Genomic DNA, 14,171 nt, shown 5'->3' with positions numbered 1-14,171 from the left:
TCCTTTTTGAGACTCTCATAAGTTTATGAGAGTTTTCTTTTTCTGTAAAAATTACAGATATTTGTAAAAAATATTGAAAACTATTATTACTGAATTGATTATATGTATGCTGTTGTAGATATAGAAACTACAGGAAGCAAGCCAGACTACGACCGTATCATTGAAATAGCCATTTATTTACATGATGGAGAAAAAATTGTAGATGCTTATACTTCTCTTATAAATCCAGAAAGATATATTCCCGATTTCATTACAAAACTTACAGGCATTACCAATAGTATGGTTGAGGATGCTCCTAAGTTTTATGAAATTGCAAAAGATATTGTTGAATTTACAGAAGGACACATTTTTGTAGCCCACAATGTACATTTTGATTACTCTTTTCTCAAAGGAGAATTCAAAAGTCTGGGTTTCAATTATAACCGTAAAACGCTTTGTACTGTACGCTTAAGCAGAAAACTGATACCTGGGTTACCTTCTTATTCTCTAGGTAAACTTTGTAATAGCATTGATATCAAAGTAAAAGACAGACACAGAGCTAAAGGTGACGCCGAAGCAACTGCAAAATTGCTTAGTCGTCTGATTCACATCAATGAAAGTCAGTTTGATAATGACATTATAGATGAAGAAGTTAAATTTGCTACACTCCCACCCAAAATCCAGAGAGAGCAAGTAAACGAACTACCTGAAGAAACAGGTGTGTATTACTTTCATGATGATACAGGCAATGTGATTTATATAGGCAAAAGCAGAAATATCAAAAAACGTATTGCATCTCATTTTCAGCTGTTTAACAAAAACAGAAAATCAGCAGAACTCAAAGATACCATTGCTGATATTAGTTACACCATTACTGGTAGCGAATTGGTTGCTTTATTGCTCGAATCTGAAGAAATTAAACTTTATACACCTCGCTTCAATAAGGCTCAACGCCGAAGCAGTTATAATTATGGAATTTTTGTCAGAAAAGACACCGAAGGCTATTTGCATTTGTATGCAGATAAAATTAAAGCTGGCAAAATGCCCATTTACTTTACAGAATCGGCATCTGTGGCTCGTTTGATTATTGAAAAATATCAGCAAAAATATGAGTTATGTCAAAAATTCTGTGATATGTACAGACATGCTGGAGCTTGTTTTGGACACAGAGTAGGTGAATGTGCAGGTGCTTGTATAGGCGAAGAAGATTTTGAAAAATACAATCAGCGTGTAGAAAAGGTCGTTGCTCTACTAAGTCAGTTTAAAAAGCCCAATTTCGTGATTGTGGGCAAAGGTAGAACCCAAGAAGAACATTCTTTGGTCTGTATAGAAAATGGCAGATATTTGGGTTTTGGTTTCGTAGATACAGAAACACTCAAAAATACGCCTGCTCGTTTAGCTAAAGACTTTATTGAAAACAGACAAGACAATCGAGATACACAGAAAATCATCAGACAATACCTTGAAGTAAGCCACGATAAAGTATTGAGTTACGATTAAACTATAATTATGCAAGTAATTGACTTTAATACAGAAAAAGGTATTTATATCAGTAGATTTGGCTATTTTGAAACAGATTTTCATTCTCATCCTCCTGTCGAAATTATTTATGCAGAAAATGGAACATTTTCTATTTTCGATAATGTGAAAGAATATTCTCATTTACATTTTGCCATCATTGATTCTAATAAAAAGCATAAACTAATTGCTTCCCAAAGTGAATTAAAAATCATAATGGTTGAACATCATGGAGGGCTTCAAGAAATATTGAATAATATGTGTATTATTTTATCTGATGGTTTATATGTCCAACAAGGAAGTTTTATGAGCGAAAATAGTGTAAATGAAATCATAGAAGCTTTATATAAAACCAATACTTCCCTTAAATATGATGATAGAGTATTGAAAGCCATTACACTCATGAATACTCATGAGATGAACTATTTTTCTATGATTCATGAGCTTATAGATACAGTAAATTTATCAGAAAGTAGGCTTTCGCATTTATTTAAACAAAACGTTGGGATATCTTTAAAAAAGTATTTTGTTTGGAGCAAAATTAAGAAAACTGTTGAAGAGCATTTATATACCAAAGAAGACCTTTTTTCTACATTGATTAACAATGGCTTTTACGACCAACCTCACTTTAGCAATGTTTTTAAAGCAATGTTAGGCATTACACCCTCAAAAGTATATAATAGCAGAATCTTACAAGTTTTAACAAATAGGAAGTAGCATTTTTGCCAAAACATTAATCTTCTAAAATCAAGAAAATGGCAGAAATTCGTACAATTACCCAAAATGATATTCAAGAGTTAAAAAATGTTATCCATTCAACTGAATTATTTCCATCTGAACTATTAGATGAAATGGTACAAAGTTTTCTTGATGGGCAAAATACACAAGAAGTTTGGATAACTAAAGAGATTGATAATAAACCAGTTGCTGTCGCTTTTTATGCCCCTGAAAAAGTAACTGATAGAACATACAATGTCTATTTAATTGCTATTCATAAAGATTTTCAGGGTCGTGGTATTGGTTCAGAACTGATGACATACATCGAAGAAACATTACAAAGACAAGGAGGACGAATATTAATCGTAGAAACATCCAGTCTTCCAAACTTTGAACAGACTCGTAAATTTTATGATAAACTACAATATCAAAGAGAAGCTATTATTAGAGATTTTTATCAAGAAGGTGAGCATAAAATTGTTTTCTGGAAAAAACTAAATTCTCATTAAAAAAGCCACCTCTCAAAAAAAGGTGGCTTTGTGTATTTATTTCTTATCTACTTTTACTTGGCTCATAGCTTGTTCTAAAGTAAGCTGTTTGTTGTCGTATTGTTCCAAAGTTTGTCTACTTACACTTAATATGATGTTTTGAGCTTTTTTTGCAGCATCAAAATCACGAGGTTCTACAAATGTAATCTCCCATATCAATTTTTCGTTGTTTTTAAGTGTATTTAATAGCGTTTTTCCATAAGAAACCAAGTATTCTTTTCCTAATTTTTCAAGTTCTTCATGGTATTTTGCTACTTCTTTTTCTCTTTTTTGAGCTGCTTCTTTATTTTTTTCTTCTATTTTTTTAAGTTCCTTGGCGTCTTTAGTCTTGTATTTCATTTCTACTTTTACAACTCCATTTTCTTCATCATAAGTAGATTCATATCTACCTTCCTCTTGTTCTTCTCTCTCTCTCAATTTTTTATGAAATATTTTTCCATCATACTTCACCCCAAAATCTTCTAAATAAAAGGATTGTACACGCCCAATGCTTTTAAATTCTGTATTTTCCTTTTCTATATTTACCAAAAGCTTATCCAATACACTCCCCATCAAATCAATACTCATTTCTTTTTTATCATTCTTCTCTAATTGGCTTTTCTTAATTTTATTTTGGAATTCCTTTTCTGAAATTTTATTTGATTTATAGGCATCTATATCACTTTTTGTTATTTCCAGAAATGTCTGATTTTTAGAAACTTTTTCTTCTTCTACTGTTCCCCCTCTATATCTATCAAATCTGTATTCAATAGTACTCATATTGGAATCATTGACATACATGATACGTATTCTTTCATTGGTTTTCAGTTCGGTGAGTAAATCGGCATATTGAGTTAAAAATGCTCTTAATTTTTCTTCTAATGCCTTATTATTCACTTCCATAAGACTATCTCTTTTTTTGAGTATGGTTTGACGCATCTCCTCTCTTTCTTTCATGATTTCTTCTTTTCTTTTCTCAAACTCTTTACGTTCTTTCTCATATTCTTTTCTTGTCATTTCATACTCTTTTTTAGATAGCTCTATTTCTTTACGAGAGCGTTCCACTTCCTTACGAGAACGCTCCATCTCTTTTCTTGAACGTTCAACATTCTTTCTTGCATTTTCTATTTCTTTACGAGCATGCTTACGGCTATGACCATCCAATACTTTTATTTCTTCTCCATTGATAATGATGGTTTTACCATTTAAGTCTTTTAGCTCTTTTAATTCTGGCATATTAGGGAATTCTGGCATTTCTGGTATCTCAATATCTGTATTTATCATAAAATGCCCTTGTCCTTGAATATGTCTCATATCCTCTAAATCTTGAAAATTAAGGTCTATAATATTCTTTCCTAAAGGATAAACTTTTACAATTACTCCAAATCCTTCAAAATATTCTGTTTGAATTTCCTTTGAGTTAAAAGGATTCTGATCATTATCTCTGTAAAAATACTCTTTCAACATAGTTTCAAAGACTTTCAAATCACGCTCCATCTTTGTATTTTGAGCGTTTAGAGTGCTTGCAAGCACTAGACAGATGAATATTACAAATAGCCTTTTCATAGGTTTTTTATTTTTAAAATTTAAAATGTGGTTAGGTCAATGTCTTATTTGATGTTTTTTCCTTTCTCTTTTTTCCAAAATCTCAAGTCTCTTATCTAAATTTTACTGTTTCTGATTATCAATGAGGCGAGTAAGAATCATATCATTCTCTTTGAATTTTTCTGATGCTTGTTCTTTAAACGTAGCAAGCGTTTTATCAATTTGGTTTAAATCTTGCTCTCGTTTTTGTTCCCAGTATGCTGCAAAAGCCTTGAATGCTTTGTTCAGATACTCATTTTGTTCCTGATTATTTGCCAAAAATACTTGTTGCATCATGTTATAATCTTCTTTTCTTGCCCTCTGAATCAGTTCTACCACTTCTTGTTTGGTAAACTTATCTTTGTCTGTATTAGCAATCATTGTATTCTGATTGCTATTTGCTTTATTTTTCAAAGCACTTATTTCTTTTTGATAATAAGCATCTTTTTCATCCATTTTTTTCTGCAACAAGGCTTCTACATCTTTCATTTCCAAACTATTACCTTTTACTATTTCGCCTTCTGATTTTCCAAAACTAATTTCAAAACCATTTGCTTTTTGGCTCACTTTAAAATTGGTGAGGTAAGCAGCCACAATGAGTATTGCCAACGAGGCAGCCATTGAAAACAAATTTTTGCTAAAGTTTGTCAAACCCAAAGTAGGCTGAGAAGGTTTTTTAGTGGACTTCTCAAAACTGCTGATGACCAAAGGTTTGGTAGGTTTTTTAGTTGGGATATGTGCTAAAGAAACTCTTACATCATTGAGCTCTTCCAAGGCTACTTTTTCTTCGGGGTGTTGAGCCAAATATGTTGCTACCTCTTGGGCTGTCTGCTCATCCAACTCTCCATATAAATAGCTCACTAATATTTCTTTTGTAGGCTTCATATTGATAATGTTTTATTTTTACTACTGAAATTTTAATTTTTTGATTGTTATTTTCTTATTCTATTATCTCTTTATAATCCTTTCCCGTATTCCATACTTTTTTCTAATATTTTCTTGAGTGCTTGCAGACCGTAGTATAATCGAGCTTTTGCTGTATTCTCAGAAATTTGTAAAGTTTCTGCTATTTCTGTAAACTTCATCCCTTCAAACTCCTTCATAATAACAACCACTTTTTGGTCTGGATTTATTTGTGCTAATGCTTTTTGTATCATTTCTGCATTTTCTTGCATGTAGTATGCTGACTCTGGATTAGACGCTGCATGCTGGTCTACAATGGGTATGTATTGCACATTTTCATCATCATCCCTACTCTTAAAAATCGAAAAAATATTTTTCTTTTTAGTTCGTTTATGTTCGTTGTGGCAAGTATTATGAGCTATTCTATAAATCCATGGTTTGAATTTGGATGTATCTTGTAAGCTTGTAAAGTTCTGATAGACTGCGATAAAAGTTTTTTGTGTAGCTTCCATAGCCTTGTCTTCATCATCAAAATATTTATAAGCGAAATTATAGATAATTGGATACCATTTATCAGCCAACTTATTGAAAGCTTGCTCGCTACCAGCTCTTGCTTCTGCCACTAATTGTTCTGAGTAAAGCATATTTTTTTGTTTTCAAGTATAAGAGTTTCGCTGGTTTCAAAAAGTTGTATAAAAGTTACTATTTTTTTCAAGTATTTCATAAATTATTGAAAATCAAGTATATTTTTAATAAATAAATAAGTGAATAAAACATTCCTTTCTCTTTTTTCCTTTCTCTTTTTTCCTTTCTCTTTTTTCCTTTCTCTTTTTTCCTTTCTCTTTTTTCCTTTCTCCAATAGATAAACACCAAAAATATATCTTTCAAATGGCACTCAAAAGAATTCTATTTTGTTATATTTGGGTCATCATTAAAAAAACAACTCAATGAAAGAAGTATATGTAATTTCGGCAGTCAGAACGCCTATAGGTAGTTTTGGAGGTGTGTTATCTCCTTTTTCAGCAGTTCAATTAGGTGGTTTTGCCATTAAAGGAGCTTTAGAAAAAGCTGGCTTAGACCCTAAAGAAGTACAAGAAATTTACATGGGTAACGTGATTTCTGCCAATTTAGGACAAGCACCTGCCACTCAAGCAGCGATATTAGGAGGTTTAGGGCATGATATTCCCTCTACAACTGTAAATAAAGTCTGTGCATCAGGAGCAAAAGCAATTATGCTTGCTGCTCAAAGTATTATGTTAGGCTTAAATGATGTAGTAGTTGCTGGTGGTATGGAAAGTATGACAAACATTCCTTTTTATGTACCTAAAGCTCGTTTTGGTTATAAATATGGTAATGCCGAATTTTTAGATGGCTTGGTGAGAGATGGCTTGGAAGATGTTTATGCAAAAAAAGCAATGGGTGTTTTCGCTGATGCTACTGCTAAGAAATATGATATTTCTCGTCAGCAACAAGATGAATTTACAGTACGTTCTTATGAACTTGCTGCTGAAAGCACTAAAAGTGGAGCTTTCAAAAATGAGATTGTAGGTGTTTCTGTACCTCAAGGAAAAGGTGAGCCTATTTTACTGACTGAAGACGAAGAATACAAAAAAGTATTTTTTGATAAAATCCCTACTTTGAAGCCTGCTTTCACTCCTGATGGAACAGTAACAGCAGCCAACGCTTCTAAAATCAATGATGGAGCTTCTGCTCTTGTATTAATGAGTAAAGAAAAAGCTGAAGCTTTAGGCTTAAAACCTATTGCTAAGATTATCAGTTTTGCAGACGCTCAACAAGAACCTGAATGGTTTACAACTGCTCCTACCAAAGCTGCTCCTCTGGCAGTGAAAAATGCAGGTCTTACTTTCAATGATATTGACTTATTTGAAGTAAATGAAGCTTTCTCTGTTGTTACACTTGCTTTTGATAAAGTATTGGATATTCCTTTGGATAAAACCAATGTATTGGGTGGTGCTGTGGCTTTAGGACATCCTCTAGGTGCTTCTGGTGCAAGAATTGTTACTACACTTATCAATGCTTTACACCAAAAAGATAAAAAACGTGGTATGATAGCTATCTGTAATGGTGGTGGTGGTGCTTCTGCCCTTATTTTGGAAAAAATGTAATATTCATTACAAATAAAGCCTCTGAGAGTATTCTCAGGGGCTATTTTATGCTCATTTTCAATTCTATAATAATGAAGGCTTTTTTCAAAGAAATTTTCGAATACCATCACTATTTCAATCAGAAACTTGTAGAAGAAATAGAAAAAAACAAGGACGTATTGCCAGAAAACACCTATAGGTTATTTTGCCATATTTTAAACGCTCATCATATTTGGAATGCCCGTATTGTTGGCGTAGTACCCTTATTTGCAGTACAACAAGTTCATTTGGTACAAGAATTACGTTCTATAGATGTTACTAATTATGAAAGTACTTCCAAAATATTAGATGTAGAGGATTTAGAGAAGGTGATTGACTACAAAACCTCCAAAGGAGAACCATTTTCAAATACCATCAGGGATATTCTGTTTCATATAGCCAACCACTCTACTCATCACAAAGCTCAAATAGCATCCCAAATGCGTCAGAATGGTATTACGCCTATCATCACAGATTATATTTTTTATAAAAGATAGGTTACTTCCATGACATTTCTGCACTAAGCTCATTTACTTTGTTATAAATGCTGCTTTCAGGGCAAATCATAAGTTGTAATAAAAAAGATTTTACTACCTTTTTATTTTCTAAAAAATCTATTTTTATGAATTCTTCTTGGGGGTGAATAGGGTATTTTCCAGCCATTTTATTCTTGATACCACTCTTGTAATTTTTCTGCATTTTTTGGGTCGGTAAAGAAATTCAAAACCCTTTGGAAAGAATCTCTAATTTTGCCCAAAATAAAAAAAATAACATGGTAGTTTTCATCATTTGGCAACTGGTCATTTTTCATTCGCAAAATAACCAATATTTTTCCTTATTTTTAGTCTAAAAACATACCATTTTTATTGCATTATCTCAATAGAAAATTTTAAGAATAACACAAAAAAGATTTCCAATAAAATTGTATATATTCAAGTTATAGTCTTTAGATAAAAAAGACTGTTATGATGTGTGATATTATTTATTTTTATTTATATTTTTGGTTAAAAATCAACAGTTACAATAAATATTAAGAACTCTATGAAGAAGTTATTACTAAACTTATCTCTTTTCTTATTATCTTTTTATGTTTTTGCTCAACAACCTCCAGGCAATAGAGGTATGTATTTTGATGGCGTGGATGACCAAGTAAAAAGCCCAGCCATTAATCTAAATAATTTTACGATTGAATTTTGGATTAAAACTACCCAAACAGGTGGAACTACTACATTTTGGCAAAACGGATTTGGTCTAGTTGATGCTGAAGACAATGGTGGACCTAATGATTATGGGGTTTCGTTGGGTGCTGGTAGAATCGTAGCAGGAATAGGAGATGGAAATCCAACACCTGAGGATTTTTCTATAGCAAGTGCTACTCTTGTGAATGATGGAGCTTGGCATCATGTAGCAGTTACACGAGCAGGTAATAGTATGCAAATCTTTATTGATGGAAACTTAAATGCTTCAGGGAGTGCTACTGATGTAGTTGTTCCAGTAGGCAATGTACCTCTTACTTTTGGATCTCTTCAAACTAATCTTAACTATTTCAAAGGTCAATTAGACGAAATTAGAGTATTTAATAGTGTTCGTTTAGTAGGTGATATTGCAAATGATATGATACAAGACACAAATAACGGAGCTTTGGGCTTTTGGCGTTTTGAAGAAGGTACAGGACAAACAGTATTAAACTCTGGCACAAATGGTGCTACAAATAATGGTACATTGGGCTCTTCTGGAGCAGTAGATGTAAGTGACCCTCTGTGGGCTTTACGTGTAACCACTGCTGCCGCTTCAGGAGTAGGTTCTTTAAAACAAGCTCTTTTAGATGCCAACTCAGATACAGATAAAGATTATATAGATTTCTCTATAACAGGTGCTCCTCCATTTGTAATAGCCCCTGCTGATGGTGATAAGATGGATGTTATTATAGGAGGAACAAATGCTGCTTTTGTCATTACACAACCAGCTATTGTAGATGGCTACTCACAAAGTGGTTCTATACCAAACTCCTTAGCTGTTGGAAACAATGCCAATATTCTTATTGAAATAGACGGCATAAATCTTGGAACAGGTACTGCAACAAATGGAATACGAATATCAACAAACAATTGTTTAATAACTGGTTTAGCCATTAATAACATTCCTGCCAATACAATGGAGGACTATGGAACTATCAAAATGCCATCAGGAAATAATAATATTATAAGTGGAAATTTTATAGGTTTTGCTCCAAATGGTACAACAAAAAAAATAAGGTCAGGTTTTGAAAATTTAGGAGTTCTTATTAATGCTGATGCTGGTTCTTTAGTTACAGCAAATATTTTAGGCGGATTCTCCCCACAAGATAGAAACGTGATAGCTGGTGGGTTTAGACGTGGTATTTATATATTTGGTGGAAATTTTACAAAAGTATATAACAACTATATTGGTACAGATAGGACAGGTATTGCTTTTTCAAATTTTTCTCAAGAGGCTTTGGGTTTGAATGGAGCTAACAATTGTGAAATAGGTAGTTCTGTAAATCAAATACAAGGACGTAATATTATTGTTGGAGGTAGCTCTGAAAATGTAGCTTTTATTTTTGGAGCAGCAAATAATACAATACAATATAATTTTATAGGTGTAAGAGCTGATGAAACAGCAGCACCAACAACAATAGGCGTTGGTACTTTTTCTTCAAGTGGTGTTGGAAATAGCATCACAGGCAATGTAATATTGGGAGGTTCTCATGGGATACGACTATTGGGTTCACAATCTTATACAATCAAAAAAAATAAAATAGGTGTAAAAAGTGATGGTATTACTCCTTTAACCAATACAGGTAGAGGCATTACCATTGAAAATTCTTCAGCTGTAGCAAATATTGTAGGTGGAGTAATTGGTGATGAAAATATTATTGCAAACTCTTTAAGAGGGATAGAAATTCCAAATACCACAGCTCGTAACAACAATTTAAGATTTAATATTATTTACAACAACACTGCTTTAGGCATTGATTTGGGAACAGCAGGCGTTACAGCCAATGATGCAACACCTGGCTCAGAAGATCTTGATGCTGGAGCGAATAATCTCCAAAATTTTCCAGAAATCACTTCTGCTACCCTTTCAGGAACTGATTTACAAATTACTTACAAAGTACCTTCTGCAACAGCAAATAGTGTATATCCTTTACAAATTGATATATATGAAGCTGATGCAAGCACAAATTTACAAGGGCAAAGATACTTAGGTACTCTTACTTATACGAGTGTCAATGCCTTAACAGATGTTAATCAAACTCTTTCAGGTGTTACAGGACTTACAGTTGGATCTAGTAGATTAGTTTTATTGGCAACAGACGCAAATGGCAATACTTCTGAATTTTCAGGAGGTGTTGTGGTTGGTGGCACAGCCTCCAATTATTATTCTATGGGTAATGCTGTTTGGGATACTAATGGCAATTGGTCAACAGTTGGAGCCACAGGTCCTGATTGTGGTTGTAATCCAAACAATGCTGGTAATATAACAGTTTTTATAGGACACCCTGTTACTGTTCCTTCAGCAAATAACATAGGTACAAATAATTCTATAGAAGTCTTGACAGGAGGTACACTTACTCTTCAAAATGGAAATACAAATGCCATTGCATCCCTCATTACATCTTCAGGTTCAACAATTAATATTGATGCTGGGACACTTAATTTAACAAACCCTATTTCTACAACTATTAATGGCATACTCAGAAATGCCTCTTCAACTGGTACTGCCATACCTAACAGTTTAACATTTGGAGCAAACGGAATATATATTCATGCAAAAAATGGGGGTATTATTCCAACAGCTACATGGAATCCAACATCTCAATGTGTCATAGAAGGTATAACATCCACTACTATTACAGGAGGCTTCAATCAAACTTTTGGAAATTTTACATGGGATTGTTCAGGCCAAACAGTCGAACAAATTATCAATCAGAATATAACTGTTTCAGATATGAATATTGACCATACAGGCACTAGTCGTTTAAAAATTAGTAGTGCAAGCAATACTTTGACTGTATCTCAAGCATTATCAATTGGTAGCACTGGAGTATTACGATTTGGCAGTGGTAATTTGGTTGTAAATGGACAAACATTTATAGAAGGTTTAGTAGATGATGATGTAAATGGAGGATCAACAACATTTCAAGGTAAACTTACAGTACGAGGAAATGGGCAAATCACAAAGGCTGGAGGTCAAAATTATATATTTAATGGAGATATAGATGTGATAGATAATGCTTTATTTAATTTAACAGGTAATGGAACTTTACAGTTTTCAGGTTTAAGTATTCAAACTATTAATCATACTTCAAATTTTGCACCTGTAACACCTCTCACATTTGGAACAAGTGCAAATACAAATATTTTTATTGACCAGAATTTGATTTTAACAGGAAATAAAAATATTCGGTTTAGTGGAGGGAATAATGCAGTTGTAGAAATTAATAACAATATTATAGTTACCAACAACAATATTGCAAATGTAATAATAGGTTGTGATTTGAATGGAAAAAATGCTAATAGCGAGTGGATAAATGCTGACAATAGTTTTTTGTCTTTTATACTTAACAAACAACCTGTGATGAGTATAGGAAAACTAACTGCCACTGCAAACAATAATACTGTTGAGTATCGAAGCACACAAACTCCTTGTGCAGGTTGCGAAGCAGTAAAAGCGACAGATTATTTTCATTTGACTACAAGTAGTTTTACAAGAACTTTGGTTGGAACAACAACTGTAAATGGAAACTTCTTAGCTGATGGAGGTGCTGGAAATACATTGAATACATTAGGAAATACACTAACAGTTTTGGGAAACTTTACAAATAACTCAAATGTAGATTTTGGAGCAAGTACTATCAATGTTCGTGGAAATTTTACCAGCAATAGAACCATTAATACCAACACCAGCACCGTTAATTTTAACGGGAGTAACAACCAAACTATTACAGGAGTAGTACCTTTTTACAATTTGGTCATCGATAATATAGCCCATGTCAATTTGAATAATAATAGTACTGTTAGCAATGGGCTTTCATTGTCAAATGGCAAACTCATATTAGGTACATCAAGTTTGACCTATACAGGAGCTGAAATCAATTTATCTGTTACTAATGGATGGATAGAAACCAATATGACTGGTGTTTTCACAAGACCAGTATCTGCTTCTGCCTCTTTATTTCCAATAGGTAGTGCTCAGTATACACCTGTTACTTTGTTGAATGGAAACAATGCTAATGTAAGTATAAGATTTACTCCTAGCATCAACTTTATGCCTAATCCAACGCCAACAGATATAGCTTTGGGGTCTTGGATAGTAAATAGTGGTACAAACAATGTAAATATTCGTTTTGATAATTCAGGTTCAACAGCTTCAACAAGTAAAATAAGGAGATTTGATGGTACATCCTCTTGGTTAGAAGAACCAACAACATTTAGTTCAATTCCTTCACCTAATTATACAACAATAAATCCACAAGGAACAGGTACAAAAACTTATACCGTGTTTTCAACGCCATTACCCACCTTAACAATTAGTCCAAATGTAGTTCCAGATGCAATCGTTGATTTAGCCTATAACCAATTATTTACAGCAACAGGAGGAACAGCCCCTTACACATTTTCTATTGTATCTGGCTCATTACCTGCTGGATTAACTCTGACAAGCACAGGAGATTTAACAGGAATACCTTCTGTTACAGGTAATTTTAATTTTGTATTGGGAGCTACAGATGGTGTACTAAATGGAACTTTAAACATAACGCTGAAAGTTCTCAAAGCCACTCAATTTGTAGATATTAGTACATTTTTAGCTATTCCCAATTCAGATAATACTTATACTATTTCTGCTACTGCGAGTTCAGGTCTTACAGTTGAGTTCTTTTCTACCAACGAAAATGTTGCCAAAATAACCAATAGTAACACTTTATTAATTTCAGATAATTTAGCTGGTGAATCTGATATAAAAGCTTATCAAAAAGGAGATAACAATTATAACCCCAGTGATACTGTGGTTGTGATGCGTATTAATAAGTATGGCTTAGTAAGTAACTTGAATAAGGATTTGCACAAGCAAATTAGTATTTATCCTAATCCAAGCCATCAAGATTTTATCACACTATCTACTTTAAATTATAATCTGCAAATTTATGATATTCAGGTATTTGATTTAGTTCATAAAAAACTTGATAATAAAATCATAAAAGGGCTTCAAGAAGCTAAAATAGATTGCCAGAATTTATCTGAAGGTGTATATTTTATTCAAATTCATACAAATAAAGGATTGATAACCAAACCATTTGTTCGTTTAAAATAGCTAAAAATGTACTGTCTTTATGTGTGATTTTGAAAAAGGTTTTGTTTTATGTAGTTGTCAAGAGAAAGAAAAGCCCATTATCCATAATAAAAACTCAAGAAGATATAAGAAATCTCCTCAAAATGAAGAAAACTCTTATCGTTGGTATCTTAGGGAGTTTGTAGAAACTTTTGAAAGCATGATGGAAGGAATATATGAACCTCCTTCCAACGATATTGGTCAAGGACTCACATCGGAATGGATACTTTTAAATTTGAACGATAGAAACTGCTTCGATTTTGAATACATGCCTAAAGAAGGTGATAATTTGGTTATCAGGAAACCTCAAACTTATGGAGCTTTTCTATCTTTTATCTTTAGGAATGGAGCATGGACAGAAGATTTTTATAGTCCATTTGGTATTATGCTAAATAAACTAAATGAGGGCAAAGTAGAAGAAGACAAGTAGCCTATAAAATAAGCT

At 33.0% G+C, this 14,171-nt stretch carries 10 protein-coding genes; 7 read left to right on the top strand and 3 right to left on the bottom strand.

What is annotated here, in order from left to right; translation table 11 throughout:
• Positions 1-102 precede the first annotated feature (102 nt).
• The 3 genes from AD998_10080 to AD998_10070 are packed head-to-tail and all read left to right on the top strand — an operon-like array spanning position 103 to position 2,723.
• The gene (locus tag AD998_10080; protein KOY86447.1) at positions 103-1,479 is read left to right on the top strand and encodes a hypothetical protein; all 1,377 of its coding nucleotides are present in this window, start codon (positions 103-105) and stop codon (positions 1,477-1,479) included.
• Positions 1,480-1,488: 9 nt separating this feature from the next.
• Complete coding sequence (locus AD998_10075; protein ID KOY86446.1) at positions 1,489-2,214, top strand: hypothetical protein; 726 nt, start codon at positions 1,489-1,491, stop codon at positions 2,212-2,214.
• Positions 2,215-2,252: 38 nt separating this feature from the next.
• Complete coding sequence (locus tag AD998_10070) at positions 2,253-2,723, top strand: acetyltransferase (GenBank protein ID KOY86445.1); 471 nt, start codon at positions 2,253-2,255, stop codon at positions 2,721-2,723.
• Between the two features lie 36 nt (positions 2,724-2,759).
• Here the strand turns inward: AD998_10070 and AD998_10065 are convergent, their stop codons facing one another.
• From AD998_10065 to AD998_10055, 3 genes are all read right to left on the bottom strand, one after another.
• On the bottom strand, positions 2,760-4,238 hold the full coding sequence (locus tag AD998_10065; GenBank protein ID KOY86444.1) for a hypothetical protein: 1,479 nt from the start codon (positions 4,236-4,238) through the stop codon (positions 2,760-2,762).
• Positions 4,239-4,409: 171 nt separating this feature from the next.
• Complete coding sequence (locus AD998_10060) at positions 4,410-5,210, bottom strand: hypothetical protein (GenBank protein KOY86443.1); 801 nt, start codon at positions 5,208-5,210, stop codon at positions 4,410-4,412.
• Between the two features lie 71 nt (positions 5,211-5,281).
• Positions 5,282-5,872, bottom strand: coding sequence for a hypothetical protein (locus AD998_10055; GenBank protein KOY86442.1), 591 nt, complete (start codon positions 5,870-5,872; stop codon positions 5,282-5,284).
• A 303-nt stretch (positions 5,873-6,175) separates the two neighbouring features.
• Here AD998_10055 and AD998_10050 point away from each other — a divergent pair, with 303 nt between their 5' ends.
• The 4 genes from AD998_10050 (at position 6,176) to AD998_10035 (ending at position 14,156) form a co-directional block, all read left to right on the top strand.
• Positions 6,176-7,354, top strand: a complete 1,179-nt coding sequence (locus AD998_10050) for an acetyl-CoA acetyltransferase (GenBank protein KOY86441.1) — start codon at positions 6,176-6,178, stop codon at positions 7,352-7,354.
• A 71-nt stretch (positions 7,355-7,425) separates the two neighbouring features.
• Positions 7,426-7,869 carry a damage-inducible protein DinB gene (locus AD998_10045; GenBank protein ID KOY88139.1) on the top strand — a complete coding sequence of 148 codons (444 nt, stop codon included), beginning with the start codon at positions 7,426-7,428 and terminating at the stop codon, positions 7,867-7,869.
• A 544-nt stretch (positions 7,870-8,413) separates the two neighbouring features.
• A complete protein-coding gene (locus AD998_10040; protein KOY86440.1) occupies positions 8,414-13,708 on the top strand; it encodes a hypothetical protein in 5,295 nt (1,764 codons plus the stop codon).
• A gap of 19 nt (positions 13,709-13,727) precedes the next feature.
• Positions 13,728-14,156, top strand: a complete 429-nt coding sequence (locus tag AD998_10035) for a hypothetical protein (GenBank protein ID KOY86439.1) — start codon at positions 13,728-13,730, stop codon at positions 14,154-14,156.
• Positions 14,157-14,171: the final 15 nt, after the last annotated feature.

The organism is bacterium 336/3 (assembly GCA_001281695.1).
GTDB lineage: Bacteria > Bacteroidota > Bacteroidia > Cytophagales > Thermonemataceae > Raineya.
This window is presented reverse-complemented; position numbering and strand designations above follow the sequence as displayed.